25 protein-coding genes are annotated in these 23868 nt (G+C 72.7%); 6 read left to right on the top strand and 19 right to left on the bottom strand.

Annotated features, from left to right (window positions below):
• Positions 1 to 27: 27 nt before the first annotated feature.
• The 5 genes from rnc to rsmD all read right to left on the bottom strand — a co-directional run bounded on the left by rnc (position 28) and on the right by rsmD (position 2895).
• A complete protein-coding gene (gene rnc / locus ABD978_RS28415; RefSeq protein WP_345361196.1) occupies positions 28 to 747 on the bottom strand; it encodes a ribonuclease III in 720 nt (239 codons plus the stop codon).
• 167 nt (positions 748 to 914) lie between these two features.
• Entirely contained in the window at positions 915 to 1091 is a 177-nt protein-coding gene (rpmF, locus tag ABD978_RS28410; RefSeq protein WP_252776286.1) for a 50S ribosomal protein L32, read from the bottom strand.
• Position 1092: 1 nt separating this feature from the next.
• Complete coding sequence (locus ABD978_RS28405; RefSeq protein WP_345361192.1) at positions 1093 to 1677, bottom strand: YceD family protein; 585 nt, start codon at positions 1675 to 1677, stop codon at positions 1093 to 1095.
• Between the two features lie 143 nt (positions 1678 to 1820).
• The gene (coaD, locus tag ABD978_RS28400) at positions 1821 to 2300 is read right to left on the bottom strand and encodes a pantetheine-phosphate adenylyltransferase (protein WP_345361190.1); all 480 of its coding nucleotides are present in this window, start codon (positions 2298 to 2300) and stop codon (positions 1821 to 1823) included.
• 28 nt (positions 2301 to 2328) lie between these two features.
• Entirely contained in the window at positions 2329 to 2895 is a 567-nt protein-coding gene (rsmD, locus tag ABD978_RS28395) for a 16S rRNA (guanine(966)-N(2))-methyltransferase RsmD (protein ID WP_345361187.1), read from the bottom strand.
• A 226-nt stretch (positions 2896 to 3121) separates the two neighbouring features.
• Here rsmD and ABD978_RS28390 point away from each other — a divergent pair, with 226 nt between their 5' ends.
• Positions 3122 to 3769 carry a hypothetical protein gene (locus ABD978_RS28390; protein WP_345361184.1) on the top strand — a complete coding sequence of 216 codons (648 nt, stop codon included), beginning with the start codon at positions 3122 to 3124 and terminating at the stop codon, positions 3767 to 3769.
• Between the two features lie 126 nt (positions 3770 to 3895).
• Here the strand turns inward: ABD978_RS28390 and ABD978_RS28385 are convergent, their stop codons facing one another.
• The 4 genes from ABD978_RS28385 to ABD978_RS28370 form a co-directional block, all read right to left on the bottom strand.
• Complete coding sequence (locus ABD978_RS28385; protein ID WP_345361181.1) at positions 3896 to 4474, bottom strand: hypothetical protein; 579 nt, start codon at positions 4472 to 4474, stop codon at positions 3896 to 3898.
• Between the two features lie 193 nt (positions 4475 to 4667).
• Positions 4668 to 5291 (bottom strand): HEAT repeat domain-containing protein, encoded by a 624-nt coding sequence (locus ABD978_RS28380; protein ID WP_345361178.1) that lies wholly within the window; start codon positions 5289 to 5291, stop codon positions 4668 to 4670.
• Positions 5292 to 5606: 315 nt separating this feature from the next.
• Positions 5607 to 7796 (bottom strand): ATP-dependent DNA helicase RecG, encoded by a 2190-nt coding sequence (recG, locus tag ABD978_RS28375; protein ID WP_345361176.1) that lies wholly within the window; start codon positions 7794 to 7796, stop codon positions 5607 to 5609.
• Between the two features lie 93 nt (positions 7797 to 7889).
• Positions 7890 to 9452: a DAK2 domain-containing protein gene (locus ABD978_RS28370; RefSeq protein WP_345361174.1), complete on the bottom strand. Its 1563-nt coding sequence runs from the start codon at positions 9450 to 9452 to the stop codon at positions 7890 to 7892.
• Positions 9453 to 9620: 168 nt separating this feature from the next.
• Between ABD978_RS28370 and rpmB the strand changes: the two genes are divergently transcribed.
• Together rpmB and ABD978_RS28360 are read left to right on the top strand one after the other, a co-directional pair.
• Positions 9621 to 9818, top strand: coding sequence for a 50S ribosomal protein L28 (gene rpmB, locus ABD978_RS28365; protein ID WP_252847644.1), 198 nt, complete (start codon positions 9621 to 9623; stop codon positions 9816 to 9818).
• Between the two features lie 299 nt (positions 9819 to 10117).
• Positions 10118 to 10609, top strand: coding sequence for a metallophosphoesterase family protein (locus ABD978_RS28360; protein ID WP_345361170.1), 492 nt, complete (start codon positions 10118 to 10120; stop codon positions 10607 to 10609).
• A gap of 94 nt (positions 10610 to 10703) precedes the next feature.
• On the opposite strand, the gene ABD978_RS28355 is transcribed toward ABD978_RS28360, so the two are convergent.
• The gene (locus ABD978_RS28355) at positions 10704 to 10895 is read right to left on the bottom strand and encodes a hypothetical protein (RefSeq protein WP_345361167.1); all 192 of its coding nucleotides are present in this window, start codon (positions 10893 to 10895) and stop codon (positions 10704 to 10706) included.
• A 483-nt stretch (positions 10896 to 11378) separates the two neighbouring features.
• Between ABD978_RS28355 and ABD978_RS28350 the strand changes: the two genes are divergently transcribed.
• On the top strand, positions 11379 to 11660 hold the full coding sequence (locus tag ABD978_RS28350; RefSeq protein WP_345361164.1) for a hypothetical protein: 282 nt from the start codon (positions 11379 to 11381) through the stop codon (positions 11658 to 11660).
• Between the two features lie 69 nt (positions 11661 to 11729).
• On the opposite strand, the gene thiD is transcribed toward ABD978_RS28350, so the two are convergent.
• From thiD to ABD978_RS28335, 3 genes are all read right to left on the bottom strand, one after another.
• A complete protein-coding gene (gene thiD, locus ABD978_RS28345) occupies positions 11730 to 12542 on the bottom strand; it encodes a bifunctional hydroxymethylpyrimidine kinase/phosphomethylpyrimidine kinase (RefSeq protein WP_345361161.1) in 813 nt (270 codons plus the stop codon).
• 10 nt (positions 12543 to 12552) lie between these two features.
• A complete protein-coding gene (locus tag ABD978_RS28340; RefSeq protein ID WP_345361158.1) occupies positions 12553 to 13155 on the bottom strand; it encodes a cellulose binding domain-containing protein in 603 nt (200 codons plus the stop codon).
• 87 nt (positions 13156 to 13242) lie between these two features.
• The gene (locus ABD978_RS28335) at positions 13243 to 14157 is read right to left on the bottom strand and encodes a thiamine-phosphate kinase (protein ID WP_345362470.1); all 915 of its coding nucleotides are present in this window, start codon (positions 14155 to 14157) and stop codon (positions 13243 to 13245) included.
• Positions 14158 to 14219: 62 nt separating this feature from the next.
• Between ABD978_RS28335 and ABD978_RS28330 the strand changes: the two genes are divergently transcribed.
• Both ABD978_RS28330 and ABD978_RS28325 read left to right on the top strand, forming a co-directional pair.
• On the top strand, positions 14220 to 14453 hold the full coding sequence (locus ABD978_RS28330; RefSeq protein ID WP_345362467.1) for an Lrp/AsnC family transcriptional regulator: 234 nt from the start codon (positions 14220 to 14222) through the stop codon (positions 14451 to 14453).
• 68 nt (positions 14454 to 14521) lie between these two features.
• The gene (locus ABD978_RS28325) at positions 14522 to 14986 is read left to right on the top strand and encodes a DUF3515 domain-containing protein (protein WP_345361155.1); all 465 of its coding nucleotides are present in this window, start codon (positions 14522 to 14524) and stop codon (positions 14984 to 14986) included.
• A 9-nt stretch (positions 14987 to 14995) separates the two neighbouring features.
• Here the strand turns inward: ABD978_RS28325 and ABD978_RS28320 are convergent, their stop codons facing one another.
• The 6 genes from ABD978_RS28320 to ABD978_RS28295 all read right to left on the bottom strand — a co-directional run bounded on the left by ABD978_RS28320 (position 14996) and on the right by ABD978_RS28295 (position 23852).
• Positions 14996 to 15859, bottom strand: coding sequence for a LysR family transcriptional regulator (locus ABD978_RS28320; RefSeq protein WP_345361152.1), 864 nt, complete (start codon positions 15857 to 15859; stop codon positions 14996 to 14998).
• A gap of 75 nt (positions 15860 to 15934) precedes the next feature.
• The gene (locus ABD978_RS28315; protein ID WP_345361149.1) at positions 15935 to 18286 is read right to left on the bottom strand and encodes a glycoside hydrolase family 65 protein; all 2352 of its coding nucleotides are present in this window, start codon (positions 18284 to 18286) and stop codon (positions 15935 to 15937) included.
• On the bottom strand, positions 18283 to 19053 hold the full coding sequence (locus ABD978_RS28310; protein ID WP_345361146.1) for a beta-phosphoglucomutase family hydrolase: 771 nt from the start codon (positions 19051 to 19053) through the stop codon (positions 18283 to 18285). Before ABD978_RS28310 ends, ABD978_RS28315 begins: the two co-directional genes overlap by 4 nt.
• Positions 19054 to 19125: 72 nt before the next feature.
• On the bottom strand, positions 19126 to 20154 hold the full coding sequence (locus ABD978_RS28305) for an ABC transporter permease (protein ID WP_345361143.1): 1029 nt from the start codon (positions 20152 to 20154) through the stop codon (positions 19126 to 19128).
• Between the two features lie 64 nt (positions 20155 to 20218).
• A complete protein-coding gene (locus tag ABD978_RS28300) occupies positions 20219 to 21769 on the bottom strand; it encodes a sugar ABC transporter ATP-binding protein (RefSeq protein ID WP_345361140.1) in 1551 nt (516 codons plus the stop codon).
• A 76-nt stretch (positions 21770 to 21845) separates the two neighbouring features.
• Positions 21846 to 23852, bottom strand: coding sequence for an NPCBM/NEW2 domain-containing protein (locus ABD978_RS28295; protein WP_345361137.1), 2007 nt, complete (start codon positions 23850 to 23852; stop codon positions 21846 to 21848).
• Positions 23853 to 23868 lie beyond the last annotated feature (16 nt).

The raw sequence follows: 23868 nt of genomic DNA, 5'->3' as shown, positions 1-23868 counted from the left end.
GACCGGATGTGCCGGCGGAGGCGCGGGTCACTGCTGCGGGTCTCCCCCGGAGCTCTCGCGGATCGCCCGCCACGCGGTCTCGGCCGCCTGCTGCTCGGCCTCCTTCTTGCTGCGCCCCTCGCCGCGGCCGTACTCCGTCCCGCCGACGATGACCACGGCGCGGAACGTCTTCTGATGGTCCGGGCCGCTCTCCTCCACGTGGTACTCGGGCACGCCGAGCTCCTCCGTGGCGGTCAGCTCCTGCAGGGACGTCTTCCAGTCCAGCCCCGCGCCCAGGCTTGCCGAGCGGGTGATGAGCGCGTCGAACAGCCGGTGGACCAGATCGTCCGCGGCCTTCAGGCCCAGGTCGAGGTAGACGGCTCCGATCAGCGCCTCGAGCGTGTCGGCCAGGATCGAGGACTTGTCGCGTCCCCCGGTGCCCTCCTCGCCGCGGCCGAGGCGGATGTAGGCGCCCAGGCCGAGCGAGCGCGCCACCCCGGCGAGCGCCCGCATGTTGACCACCGCGGCCCGCAGCTTGGCCAGCTGGCCCTCGGGCAGGTCGGGGTGGTTGCGGAACAGCGTGTCGGTGACGATCAAGCCGAGCACCGAGTCGCCCAGGAACTCCAGCCGCTCGTTGGTCGGCAGGCCGCCGTTCTCGTAGGCGTAGGAGCGGTGGGTGAGGGCGCGTTCGAGGAGGGCCGGGTCGGGGCTGACTCCGAGGGCCTCCTCGAGGGGACGCCGGTCGGCCGCCGAGTTGTCGGATCTCATGCGGCCCCCAGGGCCACGGCGGGCGGGTAACTCACGGTTCTTCCTCCGAGGAAGGTTCCGCGAGGGCGAGGCGCACGCCGGGTGTCTCCGGCGTCCGCCACGGCCTCGGGCGAGTCTTCATCGCGAGACGATCGGGGGCGGCGCAGGCCGCCCCCGGAGAACGTCGCTCAGGCCACGTCGACGACCTGTCGGCGGTTGTAGGTGCCGCAGGTCGGGCACGCGGTGTGCGGCAGCTTCTCGTCGCGGCACTGCGGGCAGCGCACGAGCGTCGGCGCCTGGGTCTTCCACTGCGAGCGACGGTGCCGCGTGTTGCTGCGCGACTTCTTACGCTTGGGAACGGCCACGTCAGCCCTCCTGGTCTTCTTGTCGTTGATCCAACATGCCCTGCAATGCCGCCCACCGGGGGTCGACGGCCTCATGGTGGTGGTCCGGCTCGGCGTCGGCCAGCCGCACCCCGCACTCCGAGCACAGGCCGGGACAGTCGTCCTGGCACAGCGGGGACAGCGGCAGTGCGAGCACCATCGCGTCCCGGACCACCGGCTCGAGATCGATGAGATCTCCCTCGAGACGGCGCTCGTCCTCCTCCGCGCTCTCGCCGGAGCGAGTGTCGGAGTAGACGTAGAGCTCCTGGAAGTCCACCTCGATCGACGAGGTGACCGGCTCCAGGCAGCGCGCGCACTCTCCCGTGAGAGGTGCCCGTGCCGTGCCCGAGATGAGCACGCCCTCCATCACCGCCTCGAGCCGGAAGTCCAGCTCGATGTCGGCGCCCTCGGGGACACCGACCATCTCGACGCCGAGATCCGCCGGAGCCGGCACGGTTTTGGAGTCCTCGCGCATCGATCCCGGTCTGCGGCCCAACGTGGTCGTGTCGATCACGAACGGGGCTCGGGGATCGATGCGGGTCAGGTGTTTCCTGCTTCCGTGAGGCATGGCGCATCACCGCCGTCGTACAAGGTCGATTGGCAAGGTTACCAACCTGCGGGCGTTCTCCCAACTCGGAGGCCCCTCAGAACCCGGCGGGCCGGGCGTTCCGGGAACACCCGAACCGCGCTCCGGCGTGGTCGGGGAGGCGCTCAGGACTGGGAGAACCGCCGGATGAGGCGTTGCTGGACCGGCTCGGGCACCAGCCCGGACACGTCCCCGCCGTACTGCGCGACCTCCTTGACCAGGCTGGAGGACAGGAAGGAGTACAGCGGGTTGGTGGCCATGAACATCGTCTCGACGCCCGCGAGCTGGTGGTTCATCTGAGCGATCTGCAACTCGTAGTCGAAGTCGCTGACCGCCCGCAGGCCGCGCACGATGACGGGGATGTCGCGCTCACGGCAGAAGTCGACGGTGAGCCCGTGGAACTTCTCGACGACCACGTTGCCGTACTGCTTCGTCACCTCGGCGATCATCTCGGCGCGTTCGTCGACGGTGAAGAGGCTTTTCTTGGAGATGTTGATCAGGACCGCGACGACGACCTCGTCATACAGCCGCGACGCCCGGCTGATGATGTCGAGGTGGCCGTTGGTGACGGGGTCGTACGAGCCCGGACAGACAACACGGCGCACGAGGTGAGCACCCTTCGCTGAGGAGCCGTCAGTGACCTGCGGCGTGACCGTACCAAAGGGTCCCTTCCCCGTATCGACGGGCCCTGCCCTCCTCGTACCCGGCCGGCCAGCGCACCGGCTCGTCGCGCGTCGCGCGTTCGACCGCGACCAGGGCGTCCGGGGCCAGCCAGCCGTTGTCGCGCAGATCCTCCAGCATCCGGGTGACGACCTCGCCGGTCACGGCGTACGGCGGGTCCGCGAAGACGAGGTCGTACGGCTCCTCGGGCGGGTTCCGGAGCACGCGCTCGACGCGGTCGGTCCTCAGTTCGGCGCCGGGCAGGCCGAGGGCGGCGATGTTCGCCTTGATCACTTTGGCCGCGCGCGGCGCCGACTCGACGAGCAGGACGTGGGCCGCGCCGCGCGACAGCGCCTCCAGCCCGACCGCCCCGGACCCGGCGAACAGGTCGGTCACCCGCAGCCCGGTGAGGTCGCCGAGCAGCGAGTGGACCGTGGCGAACAGCCCCTCTCGGGCCCGGTCGCTGGTCGGCCTGGTGTCGCGGCCGGAAGGGACGGAGATGCGCCGGCCGCCGGCCGCTCCTGCGATGAGTCGGGTCACTCCCCCAGTCTGCCGAAACCTCCGCCCGCTCCCGCGATGAGTACTGATCGTGACAAACTAGTCGCGGATCGTACGGCGGCGTCCGCGGCCTTTCGGGCGCACGCGATCGGGAGGAGACCACGAGGTGCCGTCGGCCTGCGAAGGCGTCAGCGGGTCACCTCGGGCCCGTGCGCCGCCCCGTCCCAGGTCTCGCCCCCCGCTCCCATCGACCTGGAGAGATCTCCCTATGCGAACTCGCACGAGGCTGGCGACGACGGCCGGCCTGACGATCCTGGGCGGCACCGCCCTCAGCGGCGTAGCCCAGGCCGACACCGGAGGCCTCGATCTCACCGGTGGCCTGACCGGTCCGGTTTCCCGAACCGTCGGCGGCGCCCTGACCAAGACGACGACACAGACATCCCGCACCGTGCGGAAGGCCACGGGTGTGGACCTGCGCGTACGGGTGCGCCTGCCGGGTACGCCCCGCGCGGGCACGAGACCCGGCAGGGCCGCGGTCAGAGCCGGTCTGGGGGCCTCCCTGGGCGGCGCTCACCTCAAGGCCTCGCTGGGGCTGTGCGCGGGGTGCCAGGCTCCCAACCCGGCGCCTCAGCCCCCGCCGACCACCCCTGCCCCGCCGAACCCGCCCACCTCGCCGAACCCACCCGGCTCGCCGCCGCCGGGCTCCACGCCCCCAGTGGCAAGGCCACCGGCGGTACCTCCCGCGTTGGGCCTGCCGAAAGGCAAGGGTGAGCTGATGACGATCCGATCCGCCCTTCCGCCCCTTCCGTACACGGGCGGCCCGATCGGGGCCATGGCGTTCCTCGGCGCGATCGCCGTGGTGACCGGGGCGGCGGCCGTCATCGGAGCCCGCCCGAAAGCCCGGCTGAGCGCCTGAGCGCGGTCATGAAGGCGTCTCCCAGTGGGGAGGCGCCTTCGCCGTCTCCCCATGTACCGGCGCGGCATCCCTGGTCCGGCGCCTCGCGGTCCGCCCGTGTCGTGGGCGCCGCCCGCGGCGGCTCCGTCAGTAGTCGAGGGCGACGGTTCCGTCGCTGAGGCGGTCGACGACCGCGCCCAGGTCCGGGGCGCGGATGAGGGCGCCGCGCAACCCGTACACGACCGCCGCGCCTTCGAAGCGTTCGGCGGTCCGGCGCAGCCGCTCGGCCCGGCCCGGGTCCCCGCGCGTCAGATCATCGGCGTCGGCGACGTCCACCAGGAGGTACGGCCGGGCGCCCTTCTCCGCGACCCGCAGCCGCGAGACCCGCTCCCAGGGGACGAACACGTCGTAACCGCGCCGCGCGAACACCCGCAGCCGGACGCCCTCGGTCGTGAAGACGGGCGGGGTGCGCAGCAGCCGGAACTCCGAGCGGGCGAGGAACGCCATTCCGACGGCGGAGGCCAGCAGGCCCAGTCCGAGGGCCGGGAAGATCACGAACACGGGTCCGGCCGCAGCCTGTTCCGACAGCCCTCGCATGGCGAGCAGCAGGTATCCCACGAGGGCGAGCACGAGAAGCGCGCCGACGCCCGAGACGGCGGCCAGGGTGGCGATCAGGTAGGCGGGTGCGGCGGCGACGGGGACCGGAAAGTCGCGCTTCTGCTCCACTGCGGGAGCGTAACCACAGACGGAGAATCGCGGCCACGACCTTCCCGGCGCGTCGGAAGACCGTGATCGACATCGAGGCGCGCGGGCCGGATGCGAGGCTCGGCGAACCGGCCCGCAGGGCGGCGCCGAGTCCGGTCCCTCCCGGTTCCGGGCGTGCTTCGCCGAGCCTTTCGCGGACCAGCGGACCGCCTCGTCAGGGACGGGAGGTCGGGGTGGCCAGGGCCCAGCGGGCCTCGGCACGGATGCCCGGGTCCGGGTCCGCCAGTGCGGCCGTCAGCGCCGACCGGGCGTAGTGCCGGTCGGACGCCCAGCGGGCCAGCGCCCGTACGGCCGCCAGGCGGACGGCGACGACCTCGTCGTCGAGCACGCTGGTCAGCGGGCCGATCGCGGCGCGCGGGCCCAGCGCCGCGAGGGCGGCCACCGCGCTCTCCCGGATGCGCCAGGACGGGTCGGTCAGGGCGATCTCGCCGAGGTCGGCGGCGGCCCTGAGCAGGGCCAGCCCGCGGATCGTCTCGGCGCGGCCGGGGTCGTAGCGGCGCAGGGCCAGGGCGTAGATGTCCCAGGCGGCGGCCCGCATGGCGCGCACCAGCTCCCCCGCCACCGCGCGTACGTAGGAGTCGGCGCCGGTGTCGGCGGCCTGGACGAGCGCGCGCACGCCCTCCTCGCCGACCAGCACCTCCCGCTCGTCGATGAGGGCGCCGGCCGCGGCTCGGCGGACGCGGGCGTCCCGGTCGCCGAGGGCACGGGCGAGCCTGTTGCCGGCCTGTTCCTCCGCCCATCGCGTCGGCGACGGCACGGGCAGGTCGATGACGGTCATGTGTTCCTCCGGAGAGTCGTCTGATGGGCGCGGGGACGTGTCAGAGGACACGGCCTCTCCACGCTTGGCGCGGCCGCGACGGGCGCGGCCCCGGGGACGAGGACTCAGCCCCGGCGACACAGGGCGCTGGCCTGTCGGCGCAGGTCGACGTGGAGCCGCACGATCAGCGGAGCTCTCCGGTGCACGTATCCAGCCTGAACCCGCTTCCCTATTTTGTCAATCGAGATGGTATGGAAATCAGGTCCGGAGGATCTTCGCGATCCTCGCCACGCGAGCGGGCGGTGTGCGGGCCGCCCGCCGGTGGCGACCTGCGGCTCAGGTCTTCTCGAGGTACTCGGCGCGTTCCTCGTCGATCAGGGCCGCCAGCTCCGCGGCGAGCGCCGGATGCTCCGTCAGCTCCGGATCCTGCTCGACGAGCGCCCCGGCCTCCGCGCGCGCCGCCTTGATGATCTCCTCGTCCCGCAGCAGGGTCAGCAGCCGGAGGCTGGACCGCCGGCCGGACTGCGTCTCGCCCAGGACGTCGCCCTCGCGACGCTGCTCGAGGTCGAGGCGGGACAGCTCGAACCCGTCGAGGGTGGAGGCGACCGCGTCGAGACGCTCCCGGGCCTTGGAATCCTCGTCGGCGTCCGTGACGAGCAGGCACAGCCCGGCGTACCGGCCCCGGCCGACCCGGCCGCGCAACTGGTGCAGCTGGGAGACCCCGAACCGGTCGGCGTCGAGGATCACCATGACGGTGGCGTTGGGCACGTCCACGCCGACCTCGATGACCGTCGTGGCGACGAGGACGTCGACCTCCCCGGCGGCGAACCGCCGCATGACGGCGTCCTTGTCGTCCGGGTGCAGGCGGCCGTGCAGCACCCCGATCCGCAGGTCGTGCAGCGGGCCCTCGGAGAGCTTCGGGGCGACGTCGAGCACGGCGAGGGGCGGCCGGCGTCCCTCCGTCTCCGGGTCCCCGGCGGTCAGGTCGCTCTCCTCGCCCTCCGCCTCGCCGATGCGGGGACAGACGACGTACGCCTGCCGGCCCTGGGCGACCTCCTCCCGGATGCGCTCCCAGGCGCGGTTCCAGTACGCCCGGTTGGCCGAGGGGACGACGTGGGTCGCGATCGGGGACCGGCCGGCGGGCAGCTGGGTGAGCGACGAGGTGTCCAGATCGCCGTACACGGTCATGGCGACGGTGCGCGGGATCGGGGTGGCGGTCATGACGAGGACGTGCGGGCGGCCGCCGGTCGCCTTCTCCCGCAGCGCGTCGCGCTGCTCGACGCCGAACCGGTGCTGCTCGTCGATCACGACGAGGCCCAGGTCGGCGAACTGGACGTGCTCCTGCAGCAGCGCGTGGGTGCCGACGACGATGCCGGCCGTGCCCGAGGCGGCGTCGAGCAGGCCCGCGCGCCGCGCCTTGGCGCCCTGCGAGCCGGTCAGCAGGGCGACCCGGGTGCCGTGCTCGGCGCCGCCGAGCCGGCCCGCCTCGGCGAGCGGTCCGAGCATGGTCACGATCGACCGGTGGTGCTGCTGCGCCAGGACCTCGGTCGGCGCGAGCAGCGCGGCCTGCCCGCCCGCGTCGACGACCTGCAGCATCGCGCGCAGGCCGACGATCGTCTTGCCGGCGCCGACGTCGCCCTGCAGCAGGCGGTGCATGGGATGCTCGCGCGCAAGGTCCGCGGCGATCTCCTCGCCCACGTCCCGCTGGCCCGCCGTCAGCTCGAACGGCAGCCGCCCGTCGAACTCGGCGAGCAGCCCGTCCTTCGACGGCGGCCGCGGTGTCGCCCGCAGCGCGGCGGCGTCCCGCCGGCGCCGGGCGAGGGCGGTCTGCAGGACGAACGCCTCGTCCCACTTCAGCCGCTTGCGCGCCCGGCCGGCCTCGGCCATGTCCGCGGGCCGGTGGATGCCCTGGTACGCCTCGGCGAGCCCGAGGAGCCGGTGCCGCTGGCGTACGGTCTCCGGCAGGGAGTCGGGGCCCACGTCGACGGTGTCGAGGGCCATCCGGACGCAGTCGCCGATCTGCCACGACGTCAGGCCCTTGGTGGCTGGGTAGACGGGGATCAGCTCCTCGGCGAACTCCCGCGCCGCGTCCGCGCCCTCCCGCGAGTCGACCGCCTTGTACTCCGGATGGACCAACTGCCGTTTGATCCCGTTGCCGGACCGGTAGAAGGACACCTTCCCGGCGAACAGGCCGCGCGTGCCGGGCGGCAGCTCCCGCTCGGGGACGCGCGCGCCGGTGCCGAAGAAGGTGAGCGTCAGGCGCCCCCGGCCGTCCGTCACGACCACCTCGAGGAGGTAGCCCGGCCGTCTGGTGATCTTCCGGCCCTGGACCTTCTCGACCTCCGCCATGACCGTGACGTATTCGCCCTCGGCCAGGCCGACCAGGTCCGTGAGCTCGCCTCGCTGGGCGTAGCGGCGCGGATAGTGGCGGAGCAGGTCGCCGGCGGTGTGCAGGTCGAGCGCGGCCAGCTTCTTGGCCGCCTTCGGGCCCACCACCTTCATCAGCGGCGCGTCGAGAGTCGTCACGGCACCTTCCTCTTAGCAGCCTCGCTTCCTCTGTTCTACCGGCTCGGCCGGACAGGAGACGGCGGACCCGTCCCTGCGGCGCCCCGAACCCGCCTATTCGACCCCGATGAGGAGCAGATGGCGGTCCTGACCGCCGTGGTAGACGGCGACCTCCACGTCGGGCCGGACGGCGTACAGGCGCTCGCAGACCCGGTCGGCGAGACCGTCCGGAGCGCCGTCACCGACGATCAGCGTGACCAGTTCACTGCCCGGGGACAGCATGCGGTCGAGAACGCCCGCCGCCAGGACGGAGGCGTCCGCGCCGATGGCCGCGACGTCGCCGTCGACGAGGCCGAGGACGTCTCCGGGCCGGCACATCCCGGCGCTCGTCACCGCCTCGCTCCCGGCGGTCTCGAGCCGGCCGGACCGCGTCGCGCCCGCCGCGCGGGTCATGGCGATCACGTCGTCCTCGAACCGTCGCAGCGGGTCGTGGACCGCGAGCGCCGCCAGGCTCTGCACCGACGCCCTCGCCGGGACGACCGCCGCGTGCACGCCGTCCTCCCTCGCCTGCCGGGCGGCGGACTCGGCGACGGCCAGCACCGTCCCGTCGTCCGGCAGCACGACGACCTCGTTCCCCGCCTCGGTGATCGCCTCGGTCAGCTCGGCCAGGCCGGGAACGTGCCCGGAGACGCGGCGCACGACCCGGGCGCCGTGCTCCTCCAACAGCGCGGCGAGGCCGTCGCCGGCGGCCACCGCGACGACGCCCCGGCCGGTGCGCCGGGCGGGCCGGTCCTGCGCGGCGTCCAGGTAGGTCACCCGGACGCGGTACGGGCGGCCGGCGCGCAGCCCGGCCTCGATGGCCGCGCCGGCGTCGTCGGTGTGCACGTGGACGTTCCACAGTCCCTCGCCGCCGACCACGACGAGGGAGTCGCCGAGGGCGTCCAGTTCCGCGCGCAGCTCCGTCACCGGGCCGTCGTCGGCGTCGAGGAGGTACATCACCTCGTACGCTCCGCCGCCTCCGGGCCGCGGCGCGTCCTCCGGCAGGTGCTCCTGGCTGCGGCGCGGCACGTCGTACGTCTCGGGGTACTCCCCGCTCACCACGGCGGCGAGCGTCTCCAGGACGACGCACAGCCCGGCCGCGCCCGCGTCGACCACGCCGTTGCGGGCGAGCACGTCGAGGTGGTCGGGCGTCCGCCGCAGCGCGGCGCGTGCCCGCTCCGCCGCCGTCCACGCGGTGACGCCGGGATCGGCGGCGAGGAGGGTCGCTCCCGCGGCCTCGCGCAGCACGCTGAGCATCGTTCCCTCGACCGGATGGGCGACGGCCCGGTACGCGAGGTCGGCGGCGTTCCCCAGTGCGGCGTCCAGGCCGCCGCCCGCGCCCAGCACGTCGGCCATGCCGCGCAGCATCTGGCTGAGGATCACTCCGGAATTGCCGCGGGCGCCCAGGAGCGCGCCCTCGGCGAGGGTCCGCCAGGCGGCCGCGGCGTCCGCGTCGCCGGGCAGCCCGTCGAGGCGCTCCGCCGCCGCGAGCAGGGTGAGGTGGAGGTTGGTCCCGGTGTCGCCGTCGGGTACGGGGAAGACGTTCAGCGCGTCGATCCCCGCACGCGTGCGGCCCAGCGCGTCCGCCGCCAACCGGCACCAGCGTCGTACCGCCGCGGCGTCGAGAACCTCGCCCACGCCACCTCCCAGGGGAATAACTTTAGACTTACCGCACGTGAGGGCTGCTCGATTCGCGTCTCTGGGCGGGTGTCGGCTAGTCTTGACCTCTGGGTCCCGTCGGGGACTCTTTTGACGAGCGCCCGAATTCCGGGCTTCCACCCTTCCAAACACTTTGGAGCGCATCCCATGGCTTCCGTCTGCGAGATCTGCGGCAAGGGGCCGGGGTTCGGCATGCGCGTCTCTCACTCGCACCGCCGCACCCCTCGCCGCTGGAACCCGAACATCCAGCGGGTGCGAGCGGTCGTCGGCCGCACCACCAAGCGGATCAACGTCTGCACGTCGTGCATCAAGGCCGGCAAGGTCACCCGGCCCGCCGCCCGCTGACGCCGCCTCCCCGAGCGCCGCGAGGCGCCCCTGGACTGTGCTCTCACCGGGCACACTGAACGGCCGGTCCGCTCCACACGGACCGGCCGTTCGCTTTGTCACGGCGGCGCTCCCCACCGCCGTACGCCGACTCCCGCGCCTGGGCGCGGGCGCCTGCTCCCGCCTGAGCACCGGCTTCCCACCCGGAGGCCGCGCCCCGGACCGCCTCTTCCACCCGGACGTCGCCCCTCCATCGCCGTACGTCGTGCGGCCGTCGCGCGGGTGGCATGCGCCGGTCACGGCCGGGCATCATGCGGCGCATGAGAGTGGTCGCGCTCGCCGACACGCACGCCCCCCGTCGGTGGCGGGGCTGCCCGCCCGCGGTGGCGGCGCACCTCCGGGACGCCGATCTCATCCTGCACGCCGGGGACGTCTGCGTGCCCTCGGTGCTCGACGAGCTCGCCGGCTACGCGCCCGTACGCGTCGTGCGCGGCAACAATGACGGCGTCGACGTCGCGGAGTGGGGCGCTCCGGAGGTTCTGGAGCTGGAGCTGGCCGGCCTTCCGGTGGGGGTGATCCACGACAGCGGCCCCGCCAAGGGCCGGCTGCGCCGGATGCGCCGCCGCTTCCCGGAGGCGCGGTTGGTCGTCTTCGGCCACTCGCACATCCCGCTGGACGAGAGCGGCGAGGGGCTGCGCATCTTCAACCCCGGCTCTCCGACCGACCGCCGGCGCCAGCCGCACGGCACGATCGGCCTGCTGGACATCGACGAGGGCCGTCTCCTCGACGCGCGGATCGTGCCGGTGACCTGATCGTGTTCACGCCGGGGCCGCCGGGCGGCGTCCGGTACGGGCTCCTCACGCCGGCCCGGCCCGTCGCCCGTACGCGGCGCGGGCAGGCGGCTCGTCAGTAGCCGCGGGCGCCCCAGGTGTCCCAGCAGTCTCCCCAGTTGTCGCAGCCGTCTCCGCCATGGCCGACGGCGACGTGATGCGACGCGGTCGCGGTGGAGGGCGCTCCGGGCGCTCCGAAGGCGAACGCGATGGCTCCGGCAAGGGCCAGTCCCGCCATGACGACCGCCGGCTTCTTCGCTCCGCGCATGAAGGACACCTCCTCTCGTCCCACGTGACGCCGCGCCCTTCGCCCGGCCGCCTTCGGAGACGCTCAGGCAATTGGTCGCTTTCGTAGTTGTTCCTCCGAGTTCAACTGCACAACGTCCGCCCTCCGGAATCAACGGGCGAAACCTTCGCGATGCGCTACTTGACCGACATCGGGCATATTGCGCGACGCCCTTTAATCACGATCTTCACCACCTTGACGCACGGGGCCGACCTCGGAGAATGCCCGATCGCAGGGGCCGGGGCGACGGCCGCGAGCCGGCCCGGAGCACCGCCGCTTCCGGGACCGCTAAAGCACGCGCTGCACCCTCACCAAGCAATGGTGAAGTTTCAACTTTTAGCTATTCATGGGTTGATTTCGGGGGTGGCGCGAGGTCGGGTGGACAGTGGATAGCGCCGCATATCGGCTCATTACCGACAGCGAGCAACCACCCCTATCCGTCGATCAAGCAAAGAGGTGTCTTCCATGAGCATTCCGAAGCGGATGGCGCTCGCCATCTCAGGAGCGGCCGCCGCCGGAGCCGCCGCTCTGGCGCTGGGTGCCGCCCCGGCCGCCGGCGCACAGGCCGTCACCGTGGCACCGCACCACACCGTCGCCGCCGCACCTCACCACGCCGCCACCGGCCATCTCGTCGGCCAGATCCGCACCGACGGCTGGGGCTGGGGCTATGACGACGACGACTGGGGCTGGGATTACGGCGGCTACGGCTACAGTTACGGCGGCGGCTGGGGCTGCGACTACTGCTGATGACCGTCGCCCCGCCGAGATCGAGACCGGGCCCGGGGCCCCGCGTGACGCGCGGGGCCTCACCCCGGGTCAGGGGCGGACGACCGGCCGGACGCGATGGAACTCCCACGCGTGGTCGACCGGCCCGATGCCGCCGCCCAGCGGGAAGCCGTGCTCGATGGCGCCGGTGATGTACTCCTTCGCCCGGCCGACCGCCGCGACGACGTCCTCGCCGCGTGCGAGGTGAGAGGCGATGGCCGACGCGAGCGTGCATCCGGTGCCGTGCGTGTGCAGGTTGTCGAGCCGCCGTCCGGGGAATCGGTGCTCCGTCGTGCCGTCGAAGAGCAGGTCGACCGGGTCGCCGGGCAGGTGACCGCCCTTGATCAGCACCCACCGCGGACCGAGGGCCTTGACCGCCTCGGCGGCCCGGCGCATCCCGCTCTCGTCCTCGACCTTGATGCCGGTGAGCTGCTCGACCTCCCAGAGGTTCGGGGTGACGACGGTGGCCAGCGGGAGCAGCGCGGACCGGACCGCGCCGACCGCCTCCGGGGCCAGCAGCGCGTCTCCGTGCTTGGAGACCCCCACCGGGTCGACGACGATCGGGGCGTCCACGCCGGCCAGCACCTCGGCGACGGTCTCCACGAGCACCGAGGAGGCGAGCATCCCGGTCTTGATCGCCTGCGCCCCGATGTCGGACAGGACCGAGTCGAGCTGGGCGCGCACGGCCTCGGGAGGCAGCTCCCAGTAGCCCTGGACGCCGAGGGAGTTCTGCGCGGTGACGGCGGCGATCACGCTCATGCCGTGCACGCCGAGGGCGAGCATCGTCTTGAGGTCGGCCTGGATGCCCGCGCCGCCTCCGGAGTCGGAGCCGGCGATCGTCAGGACCCGGGGCGGAGTCGTCATGGCGACCACTCTACGGTCGGCAGGACTTCCCGTTGAAAGTGCAGGCGGACGGCGCCGTCCCCGTCCCCGTGGCGGTGAACCGCACGGTCACGGTCCGGCCCGGAGCGATGGCGGGCCGGGCCGCCGGGTTGCGGACGACCAGCACCGTGCCGGTGCGGACCGCGCTGCCGCCCGTCACGCCGGTGATCCTCGCCTGGGCGTACCGCAGGGCGAGGGTCCAGCCCCGCACGGAGGTGGTGCCGTGGTTGGCGATCGTCGCCTCGCCCTGGAAGCCGCGGGCCGACGCGGAGGTGGTCCGCACGGTCACGGCGACGTCGGAGCGTCCCGTGCCGCGGCTGACCCGGCCGCTCTGCGAGGCGTCGTTCCGTGCGGTGCGCGGGTTCGCCGGGCCGGACATGGTCACGATCGGTGACGCTCCGCCGGACGGCGTACCGCCCGCGAAGTTCAGTGAGATCTGCTGCGTGCTGACGGCGGAGATGATCGCACCGATCGCCAGGACACCGGCGACCGTCGGCAGGAGCGGCACCTTGCCGAACCTCCGGTTCCGGCCTGGACGGTCATCCTCCGGATCCGCCCGCGAGCCGTCCTCCGGCTTCCTGGTGTGTCGTCCCATCCCGTCCCTCTCCGGTCTCGGGATGTATACCAAAAGCACACAGCCCATGCCTACCAGACCGCCGATGCGAACTGCGACAACTCACCGCTACGGCAGGCGGAAATGGTCCCATCCGCCACCCCGGTATGGCCTTCCGTCCACGAGAACCTCGGCGGGCCCGTCGACCACCCTGCCGATCGTCCGCCACTCCGCGGGCAACTCCGCCCCCTCCGGGAACGTCGCCGCGAACGCGTGGTCCTCACCGCCCGTGAGGGCCAGCCGCAGTCCGTCCGGCACGGGCGGCACGGGCACGGCCGCCCCGTCGATCTCGATCCGCACGCCGGCCGACTCCGCGATGTGCCCGAGGTCCTGGACAAGGCCGTCGCTGACGTCGAGCATCGCGGTCGCCCCGAACTCCCGGGCGCGCAGCGCGGTGGCGTACGGCGGCCGGGGACGCCGGTGCGCGTCGATCAGGTCGGCCGGCTCCCGCAGTCCCGCCGACAGCAGTTCCACGCCGGCTTCGGCGTGGCCGAGCCGACCGGCCACCGCGACGACGTCACCGGGCCGGGCCCCGGACCGGGTGATCGCCGGGCCGTCCAGGGCGCCGAGAGCGGTGACCGCGAGCACCACCGCCTCGGCGCGCACGATGTCGCCTCCGGCGACCCCCGCCTCCACCTGCGCGCACTCGTCGCGCAGCCCGTCGCACAAAGCGTCGACCCAGTCGACCGCCGTGCCGGGCGGAGCGCCGAACCCGATGAGCAGGGCGGTCGGCCGGGCGCCCATCGCCACGACGTCCGCGAGGTTCTGCGCGGCGGCCTTCCGCCCGATGTCGTACGGCGGGGACCAGTCACGGCGGAAGTGCCGGCCCTCGACGAGCAGGTCCGTCGTCGCGACGACGCGTCCGCCGGGGGCGCGCACGATGGCGGCGTCGTCGCCGGGCCCGAGTTCCACTTCGGGCCCCTGGCCCAGACGTCCGGTGATTCGAGCGATCAGCCCGAACTCGCCGAGTTCCCCGATGCTGATGACCCACCTCCGATCAAGACGCGGTACGGTTGCCGCTGATGGCCGTTTTAAGGGAGGACGTGATGGTGCAGGCCTACATCCTCATCCAGACCGAGGTCGGCAAGGCGGCCGAGGTGGCCCGTGAGATCTCCGGCATCCAGGGGGTCACGCTCGCCGAGGACGTCACCGGGCCGTACGACGTCATCGTCCGCGCCACCGCCAACAACGTCGATGAGCTCGGCAAGCTCGTCGTCGCCCAGATCCAGTCGGTCGAGGGGATCACGCGCACCCTGACCTGCCCCATCGTCCACATCTGAGACCGTTGTCCGCACCACCGTCAGTCTGCACCACCGGACGTCCTCCGGCGGCGAGGGGTGGGGCTCCGGTGCCGCTCCGGCGGGTGACGCCGGTCGTGGCGGCGCTCGCGGTGGTCGCGGCCGGATGCGGCGCGAGCGAGGTCGAGGTTCCGGTGCCGCACCCGCCGGCGTCGGCCGTGTCGTTGTGCCGTGCCTTCCACGACCGGCTGCCGCAGCGCCTGCACGGCCTGAAGCGCCGGTCGACCAGTCCGCGCTCGGACCTCGTCACCGCGTGGGGATCCCCGGCCATCGTGGTGCGCTGCGGCGTGCCGCGCCCGACGGGGCTGCACCTGACGTCCCAGCTCGCAGTGATCAACGGGGTGTCCTGGCTGCCGGTGCCGCCGGACCGCCCGGTCACGTTCACCGCCGTCGGCCGGCACGCGTACGTCGAGGTGACCGTGCCGCCCAAGTACACCCCGCCCGGCGACGTGCTGAACGAGCTCACCGGCGCGATCAAGGCCACCGTCCCCGCCAACTCGGACGCCACGCTGTGAGTTCGCCCCTCAGTGGGTGATGTGCCGGGCGGCCGCGACCAGCGCGGGGAGGGCGCCGGCGGCCTCACGCCGCCACAGCAGCACGACCTCGATCGGCGGCATGGGCTCCAGGATCGGCCGGAACACCAGGCCCGCCGGGACCGGCGCCGCCTCCCGTACGCAGAGCGTGTAGCCCTCCCCCGCCGCGACCAGCAGGGGGACCAGGTCGTGGCCGAAGGCGGCCGGGCCGAACCGCGGATGCAGGCCGCGCCCGACGAACTGGTCGACGAAGCGCGCCGCCTCGGCCGTCCTCGGCAGGATCAGCGGTTCTTCGGCGAGGTCGGCCAGGGAGATGGCCTCCCGTGCGGCGAGCGCGTGGCCGCGCGGCAGCAGCGCGCGGACCTGGGCCCGGTGGACGACCAGGCGGGAGACGCCCTCGGCGGCGGGCACCGGACGGTACCCCAGGCCCGCCTGCACGTCCTCCCGGACGATCTGCGCGACCTGCTCGGCGGTGCGCATCCGGGTCAGCCGAACGCTCACGTCGGGCGCGAGGCCGCGCAGCGTGCCGAGGATCGCGCGCACGACGTCGGACAGCCCGTCGGCGACCGCGAGCCGTAGCCCGCCGAGGTCGCCCGCCACCGCCTCGGACACCGCCGTGAGCGCCTGGTCGAAGACGCCGAGGACCGCCTCCGCGTGGGCCGCGAAGACCTCGCCGACCGGCGTCAGGTGCATGCCGCGCGCCGTCCGCTCGAACAGCGGCGCGCCCACCTCCCGCTCGACGATGCCGAGCTGCTGCGAGAGCGTCGGCTGCGCGACGCTCAGCAGCTGGGCCGCCCGGCGCACGCTTCCGGTCTGGGCGACGGCGAGGATGTATCGCATCTGACGTACGTCCACGCGATCCTCCCTCCGGCGCCTGTGGGGATGATCACACAGATCAGCCTCGTTCGCATCGGGAGGACACCCGCGACCCTACCGGGCGGTCCCCTCGCGGCGGACGGGCTCGCGGCCGGGCGGCTGCGCGGGGCTGGGCCGGGACGGGACCGCCGGGACGTCGACCCGCACGGCGCCGCCGTCGAGCCGGACCGGCCGCCCGTAGTGGTCGATCTCCAGCGGTTCGCCGCCCAGCAGCTCGTACACCGCCGTGTCGTGGCCGAACGTGACCTTCAGGCACCGTCCGCGGAACCGCATCCGGAACGAGAGCCGGGAGATCCCGGGAGGCAGCCGGGGCGCGAAGCTCAGCCGCGCGGTGTACTGCCGCATCCCGCCGAGCCCGGCGACGAGCGCGGTCCAGGTTCCGGCGAGGGAGGCGATGTGCAGGCCGTCGCGCGTGTTGTGCTCCAGGTCGCGCAGGTCCATCAGCGCGGCCTCGCCGAGGTAGTCGTGGGCGAGCTCGAGGTGCTCGGTCTCGGCCGCGATCACGGCCTGGGTGCAGGCCGACAGCGAGGAGTCGCGTACGGTCAGGCCCTCGTAGTAGACGAAGTCGCGGAGCTTCTCGTCGGCGGTGAACGCGTCGCCGCGCAGGTGCAGGGCCAGCACGAGGTCGGCCTGCTTGACGACCTGCTTGCGGTAGATGTCGAAGTACGGGTAGCTCAGCAGCAGCGGATAGTTGTCGGGCGGGGTGTTCTCGAAGTCCCAACGCGCGTGGTGGGTGAAGCCCTCGCTCTGCGGATGCACCTCGAGCCGCTTGTCGTAGGGGATGACGATGGCGTTCGCGGCGTCCCGCCAGCCCGCCGTCTCCTCCTCGGTGACGCCCATCCGGCGCGCCTGCTCGGGGTACTCCTCGGCGAGGTCGGCGGCGGCCCGGAAGTTCCGCTGGGCCATGAGGTTCGTGTAGATGTTGTTGTCCGCCAGCGCGCTGTACTCGTCCGGGCCGGTGACGCCGTCGATGCGGAACCTGCCCTTGGCGTTGTGGTGGCCGAGGCTGCGCCACAGCCGCGCGGTCTCCACGAGGATGTCGAGGCCGACGTCGCGGGAGAAGTCGTCGTCGCCCGTGGCGTCGGTGTAGCGGATGACGGCGTCGGCGATGTCCGCGTTGATGTGAAACGCCGCCGTGCCGGCCGGCCAGTACCCGGAGCACTCCTGCCCGGCGATCGTCCGCCACGGGAACGCGGCGCCCTCCAGCCCGAGCTGTTCGGCCCGTTCCTGGGCCAGATCGAGGGTCGAGTGCCGCCAGCGCAGCGCGTCCGCGGCGGCCTCCGGCCGGGTGTAGGTCAGCAGCGGGAGCACGAACGTCTCGGTGTCCCAGAACGTGTGACCGTCGTAGCCGGGGCCGGTCAGGCCCTTCGCCGGGATGGGACGGCGCTCGGCGCGGGCACCGGCCTGCAGACTGTGGAACAGCCCGAACCGTACGGCCTGCTGGACCTCGGCGTCGCCCTCCACCTCGACGTCGGCGCCCGCCCAGAAGTCGTCGAGGAACTCGCGCTGTTCGTGGACGAGTCCGTCCCAGCCGGTCATCTTGGCCGCGGCCAGCGCCGCGATCACCTGGTCGTGCACCGCGGGCCGGGACCGGCGGCTGGACCAACCGTAGGCGAGGTACTTGACCACGCTCAGCCGCTGTCCCGGCTGGAGGCGGGTGGCGATCGTGTAGCGGCAGACGTCCTCGAAGCTGTCCGTGGTGATCTTGCAGTCGGGGCCCTCCACCTCGTGGCCCATCGCCGCGGCGACCCGCAGCCCGCTGTGGCGGGTGCGGTGCACCAGGACGGCGGTGTCCTTGTCGGCCACCGACTCCTCTCCGACCAGCGGAGACTCCAGCCGCCCGGCCGCTCTCGGGTCCCTGCCGAAGTCGGGCAGGGACTCGTTGGCGACCAGCTCGGACTGCACGACGATGCGCATGGGCCGGTCCACGGCCTCGACCTCGTAGTGGATCGCCGCGACGCCGCGCTGCACCAGCGAGACCAGCCGGACCGTGCGGACCCGCACCGAGTCCCCCGCCGGGGACGTCCACTCGACCTTCCGCGTCAGCGTCCCCGCGCGGAAGTCGAGCGTCCGCTCGTGGGAGCGCAGCTCGCCGTAGCGGACGTCGAACGGCTCATCCTCGACGAGCAGCCGGATCAGCTTGCCGTTGGTGACGTTGATGACGGTCTGCCCGGACTCGGGGTAGCCGTAGCCTGCCTCGGCGTAGGGCAGCGGCCGCAGCTCGAACACCGAGTTCAGGTAGGTGCCGGGCAGCCCGTGCGGCTCGCCCTCCTCGAGGTTCCCGCGCAGCCCGATGTGGCCGTTGGACAGCGCGAACACCGACTCGCTCTGCGCCAGGGTGTCCAGGTCCAGGCTCTGCTCGCGGACGCACCAGGGTTCGACCGTGTACGCGGCCTGCCGGATCATGCGCGCTCCCCTTCGCCGTCGCCGTCGCCGTCGCGGTCGCCGGGCAGCAGCTCCGACAGGTCCGCCACGACGGTGTCGGCGCCGTGTTCCTTCAGCGCCGCGGCCTGGCCGATCCGATCGACGCCGACGACGCGCCCGAAGCCGCCCGCGCGCCCGGCCGCCACGCCGGCCAGCGCGTCCTCGAAGACCACCGCCCGCGACGGCGGAACGCCGAGCGCCTCGGCCCCGGCCAGGAACATGTCGGGCGCGGGCTTGCCCGCCAGGTTCCGCTCCTTGGCCGTCAGCCCGTCGATCCGCGCGTCGAACAGGTCCGCGATGCCGGCGGCGTCCAGGACCTGCGCGGTGTTGGCGCTCGACGACACCACCGCGGTGGACAGGCCGGCCGCGCGGGCGGCCCGTACGTAGTCCACCGATCCGGGGTACACCTCGGCGCCGTTCTCCTCGAGCTCGCGCAGCACGAGCTCGTTCTTCCGCTTGCTCAGTCCCTCGATCGTCGGGGCGCCCGGCGGGTCATCGGGCGAGCCCTCCGGCAGGGTGATGCCGCGCGACTCCAGGAACGAGCGCGTCCCGTCCTCCCGGCGCTTGCCGTCGACGTACTCGTCGTACTCCTCGACCTCGTCGAACGGCCGGAACGACGGCCCCTCGCGCTGCCGCAGGAACTCGTCGAACATCGCCTTCCACGCCGCCGCGTGCACCGTCGCGGTGCGGGTCAGCACTCCGTCCATGTCGAACAGGCAGGCCGTGACCCCGTCCGGCAGTCCGAGCATGTGTCTCCTCCCCGAGATCGCCGATGACACATGCCTACCCCACCGCATCGGGATAAGCGTGCGGGAACCGGGTCAGGTGGGCAGGCCGACCGCCCGCTCGCCCGTACGGCGCTGCTGGATGATCACCGCGATGACGAGGAGGGCGCCCTGCGCGACGTTCTGCCAGAACGTGTTGACGCCGACGACGTTGAGGCCGTTGTTCAGGGCGCCGAGCAGCAGGACGGCCAGCAGCGTGCCGGCGACCCCGCCCTTGCCGCCCTTGAGCGCCGCGCCGCCCAGCGCGGCCGCCGTGATGGACTGCAGTTCCAGGCCCTCGCTGCCGCTCGTCGGCTGCCCGGAGCCCGTACGGGCGGTGAGGATGATCCCGGCCAGCGCGGCGATGATCCCGGCCAGTACGTACACCGAGATCAGGTACTTGTTGATGTTGATGCCGGCCAGCCGCGCCGCCGTGTCGTTGCCGCCGATGGCGTAGACGTTCCGCCCGACGTCGGTGTACTTGAGCATCAGGTGGATCGCCAGCGCGACCACCAGCAGGACGCAGACCTGCACCGGTAGCCCGGCGATCCGGCCGCGGGCGATGAAGATGAACAGGTCGTCGCCGAGGACGAAGCCCTGCGCGCGGCCGCCGGAGATCAGCTGGGCGACGCCCTTGTACGCCGCGAGGGTGGCCAGCGTCGCGATCACCGGGTTGACCCGCCCGTAGACGATGACCAGGCCGTTGAGGAACCCGGCCACTACGCCGACGCCGACCGCGGCGGCGATGCCCAGGAACGGGTCGTGCCCGGTCGACATGAACGCCATCGCGGAGATGACGGAGGCCACGCCGGCCTGGGAGCCGACGGAGATGTCCATCGCGCCGCAGATGATGACGACGGTCTGCACCACCGCCAGCAGCCCGGCCACGGTGGCCGCCTCCCCGATGACCTGGACGTTCGACCATGTCAGGTAGCCGGAGTTGAGGAACGTGAAGATGGCGACCACGACGACCAGGGCGGCGACCAGGCTGATGTTCTGTGGCCCGATCGTGGTCAGGATCCGGCGGGGCGCGCTCGCCCGGTTCTCGGCGTCCACCGGCTCGCGTGCGGCGGTCGTCCTCGTCATGAGACCTCCTTCGTCGGCCTCATGGCCAAGGTGCTGTGCTCATCGGTTCCCTCGCTTCGCTCGGTCACTGGATGTCCTCCTGCACGGTCGTGGACAGGTCCTCGGCCATGGCGAGCCCGAGGATGGTCTCCTCGGTGGCGTCGGCGCGGGCGAGTTCGCCGGTGACGTGGCCGTTCTGCATGACGACGACGCGGTCGGCCAGCCCCAGCACCTCGGGCAGCTCCGAGGAGATGACGAGGATGGCCACGCCCGACCGGGCGAGGTCGTCGATGAGGTGGTAGATCTCGGCCTTGGCGCCGACGTCGATGCCGCGCGTCGGCTCGTCGAGGATGAGCACCTTCGGCTTCCGGGCCAGCCAGCGCGCCAGGACGACCTTCTGCTGGTTGCCGCCCGAGAGTTTGCGCACCTCGTGCTCGATGTCGGGGGTACGGACGTTGAGCCGGTCGACGTACTCCCTGGTCAGGCGGCGTTCCTCGGCGCGCCGGACGAACCGGAACCGGCGCAGCCGGTCCAGCACGACGAGGGAGGTGTTGTCGCGGACCGACCGCTCCATGAGGAGGGCCTGGGCCTTGCGCTCCTCCGGCGCGTACCCCATGCCGGCCCGTACGGCGTCGCGGGGCTGGCGCAGGCGCACCGGCCGGCCGCCGACCCGGACCTCGCCGGAGCGGATCGGCAGGTCGCCGACGATCGCCCCGGCCAGCTCGGACCGGCCCGCGCCGACCAAGCCGGCCAGCGCCACGACCTCGCCCGCCCGTACGGTGAGGCTGACGTCGCGGACGTCGTCGGTGGTCACGGAGTCGACCTCGAGGACGACCTCGTCCGTGGCGCTGTGCTCCCGGGCGAACATGTCGGACAGGTCGCGGCCCACCATCATCCGTACGATCTCGGCCTCGTCGGTCCGGTCGACATCGCGGACGCCGACCAGCCCGCCGTCGCGGAGCACGGCGATGCGGTCGGCGAGCCGGAAGATCTCCTGCAACCGGTGGGAGACGTAGATCACCGCCAGGCCCTGGTCGCGCAGCCGCCCGATCAGCGCGAACAGCGCCTCGACCTCGTTCTCCGACAGCGACGACGTCGGCTCGTCGAACGCGATCACCCTCGCGTCGGTGGTCAGGGCGCGGAGGATCTCCACGAGCTGCCGCTGCGCGGCCGTCAGGCGCGAGCCGAGGGTGTCGGGGTCGAGGACGCGTTCGAAGCCGAGCCGCCGCAGGTCCGCGCGGACCCGGGCGCGCAGCCCGGCCCGGTCGAACGTCCGGCCGGCCCTGCGGGGCAGCGCGCCCAGGTAGACGTTCTCGGCGACCGAGACGTGCGGCACGATCTCGGGCTCCTGGGGGATCACCCGGATGCCGGCGCGCCGGGCGTCGGCGGGAGCGTGCAGGGCGAGCGGCGCGCCGTCGAGGAGGATCCGCCCGCCGTCCGGCAGGTGGTCACCGTTGATGATCTTGATGAGGGTGGACTTGCCGGCACCGTTCTCGCCCATGAGGGCGGTGACGGCGCCGCCGGGAAAGTCCAGCGTGACGTCGTCGAGGGCGCGTACCCCGGCGAACCGCTTGGAGACGCCCACGGCCCGCAGTTCCGTTGTCCGGCCTCCTCCCGAAACCCGCGGCTCCGTCATGTGGCTCCTCCTCTCCCGGCGCGCGGCCGGACGACGTGCGAGGGCGGGGCGGCCCGGGGGCCGCCCCGCGTGAGGGTCAGGCGCAGGTGACCTTGGCGTCGGCCCAGTCCGCGTGGTCGCTGTCGGTTCCGTTGCCGCCGTCGGTGACGATCAGCCGGACGAACCGGGCGCCGGAGACGTCCGCGGTCAGGTGCTCGGCCGGGTCGGCCGTCGTGAGCAGGCCGCTGTCGGCGACCTTGGCGCCGTCGGCCCAGATCTCGAAGGTGACCGAGCCGTTCTGGGTCTTCTCGTCGTCCACGCCCACATCGGCGGACACCGCCGTGCAGCGCTTGGCGACGTAGTACTCGATGCTGCTCGGGGCGTGCGCGCCCAGTCCCTTCTGGTACACGACGCCGTTGATGGTGATCGGGTGGCCGTCGGCGGCCCCGGTCTCACCGTTGCTCCGGTCCTTCTCGACCGGGCCCCAGCCGTTCGCCGAGCGAACCCACGTCAGGTCACTGAGGTAGGACGTGCCGGGCGGCGGCGCGGCCAGCGTCAGCACCGTCACCTGCGCGGTGCTCGTCAGGGTCTCATCGGCGGTCTCGGCCCGGGCGGTCAGCGTGTAGGTGCCGGGCGTGGCGTCGGCCGGGGGCCGTACCGTCCAGTTCGTCGTCAGCGATCTCCCGGTCGGCAGCGCCGAGCGGGTCCGCGCGGAGGCGGCCTCGACCGTCCAGCCGTCAGGGCCGGCCAGCGTGGCCCTCACCCGGAGTGCCGGCCGGCGGCCGGCGTTCGCGACGGTGGTGGTCACCGTGGCGTCCTCGCCGGGCTGGACGATGGGCAGCGCGCCCGGGTAGGCCGTCGGCAGGCCGATGCCGAGGTCCACCGCCGGCGGGTACTTCGCCCACGACCGGTCCGCGGCGACGCGGTACATCACGGTGCCGTGCGCGGGAACGGTCGCGGCGATCACGCCGGCGGTCTCGTGGGTTCTGTGCGTCCACAGGTCGCGCACCGTGTACGCGGCCCCGGCGGGCAGGCCGATGTCGCTCGCCGAGGTGACGATCCGCTGCGGGGAGTCCGCCTCGTTGAACAGCGCCACCGCGCGGTCACCGTTCGCCAGTCGTTTGACGAACACGTCACGGCCGCCCTCGGTGCTGATCGGTGCGCCCTGGACGCCGAGCTTGTCCTGGTCGACGGCGATGACCTCTCTGTTCTCGAGGATCGACATCGTCGTGGCGGACGCCTTGCGCAGGTCGGCGCCGATGAGCAACGGGGCCGCCATGATCGACCAGAGGCTGAAGTGCGAGCGGTACTCGGTGTCTGTCATGCCGCCGTTGCCGACCTCGAGCATGTCGGGATCGTTCCAGTGCCCCGGCCCGGCGTACTGCGCGAGGACCATGTTCTGGTGGACGATCGACAGCATGGATCCGTAGCTGTCGGAGATGTCCCCCGTGGTGCGCCAGGAATCGCCGACGTCCTTGCCCCACAGCCAGGGCTTGTTGGAACCCCACTCGCAGAGGGAGTAGAGAATCGGCCGCCCGGTCGCCTTCAGCGCGTCGCGCATCTTGGTGTAGCGCTGGACGGCGTCCACACCCTGGTTGTTGCAGTTGTCGTACTTGAGGTAGTCGACGCCCCAGGACGCCCAGGACCTGGCGTCCTGCTCCTCGTGACCGAGCGCGCCGGGCATGGTGTTGGCGCAGGTCATGGTCCCCGCGCTGCTGTAGATGCCCAGTTTGAGGCCCTTGGAGTGCACGTAGTCGGCGAGCGCCCGGATCCCGCTCGGGAAGCGCGTCCTGTTCGGGACCAGGTCGCCGTTCGCGTCGCGATCGTGCTCGGCCCAGCAGTCATCGAGGTTGACGTACTCGTAGCCGGCGTCCTTCAGTCCTGAGGACACGAACAGGTCGGCGATGCCCTTCACCATGGCCTCGTTGAAGTCCGCGCCGCAGTGGGTGGCGTTCCAGTTGTTGAAACCCATCTGCGGGGTCAGGGCCAGGCCGTTGTCGAGCGCCGCCGCCGGCGCGGCGGAGGTGAGGGCGAGGGCGACGGCGGACGCGGCCCCCACCGCGAGTGCGGTGAGAGCGGAGGTGAGGGAACGGACTGTGCGCATGCAATCGTCTCCTCTG

Origin of the sequence: Actinoallomurus liliacearum (genome assembly GCF_039542035.1) — a bacterium.
GTDB lineage: Bacteria > Actinomycetota > Actinomycetes > Streptosporangiales > Streptosporangiaceae > Actinoallomurus > Actinoallomurus liliacearum.
The sequence above is the reverse complement of the archived record's forward strand: the minus strand, read 5'-3'. Positions and strand labels throughout refer to the sequence as shown.

Coding starts and splice junctions, on each gene's coding strand:
- rnc (WP_345361196.1), bottom strand. CDS start 747: ATGAGATCCGACAACTCGGCGGCCGACCGGCGTCCCCTCGAGGAGGCC.
- ABD978_RS28380 (WP_345361178.1), bottom strand. CDS start 5,291: ATGACCGTCATCGACCTGCCCGTGCCGTCGCCGACGCGATGGGCGGAG.
- ABD978_RS28405 (WP_345361192.1), bottom strand. CDS start 1,677: ATGCCTCACGGAAGCAGGAAACACCTGACCCGCATCGATCCCCGAGCC.
- ABD978_RS28315 (WP_345361149.1), bottom strand. CDS start 18,286: ATGATCCGGCAGGCCGCGTACACGGTCGAACCCTGGTGCGTCCGCGAG.
- ABD978_RS28330 (WP_345362467.1), top strand. CDS start 14,220: ATGGTGCAGGCCTACATCCTCATCCAGACCGAGGTCGGCAAGGCGGCC.
- ABD978_RS28355 (WP_345361167.1), bottom strand. CDS start 10,895: ATGCGCGGAGCGAAGAAGCCGGCGGTCGTCATGGCGGGACTGGCCCTT.
- ABD978_RS28310 (WP_345361146.1), bottom strand. CDS start 19,053: ATGCTCGGACTGCCGGACGGGGTCACGGCCTGCCTGTTCGACATGGAC.
- rpmB (WP_252847644.1), top strand. CDS start 9,621: ATGGCTTCCGTCTGCGAGATCTGCGGCAAGGGGCCGGGGTTCGGCATG.
- ABD978_RS28295 (WP_345361137.1), bottom strand. CDS start 23,852: ATGCGCACAGTCCGTTCCCTCACCTCCGCTCTCACCGCACTCGCGGTG.
- ABD978_RS28340 (WP_345361158.1), bottom strand. CDS start 13,155: ATGGGACGACACACCAGGAAGCCGGAGGACGGCTCGCGGGCGGATCCG.
- thiD (WP_345361161.1), bottom strand. CDS start 12,542: ATGACGACTCCGCCCCGGGTCCTGACGATCGCCGGCTCCGACTCCGGA.
- ABD978_RS28300 (WP_345361140.1), bottom strand. CDS start 21,769: ATGACGGAGCCGCGGGTTTCGGGAGGAGGCCGGACAACGGAACTGCGG.
- ABD978_RS28305 (WP_345361143.1), bottom strand. CDS start 20,154: ATGACGAGGACGACCGCCGCACGCGAGCCGGTGGACGCCGAGAACCGG.
- ABD978_RS28390 (WP_345361184.1), top strand. CDS start 3,122: ATGCGAACTCGCACGAGGCTGGCGACGACGGCCGGCCTGACGATCCTG.
- ABD978_RS28360 (WP_345361170.1), top strand. CDS start 10,118: ATGAGAGTGGTCGCGCTCGCCGACACGCACGCCCCCCGTCGGTGGCGG.
- ABD978_RS28350 (WP_345361164.1), top strand. CDS start 11,379: ATGAGCATTCCGAAGCGGATGGCGCTCGCCATCTCAGGAGCGGCCGCC.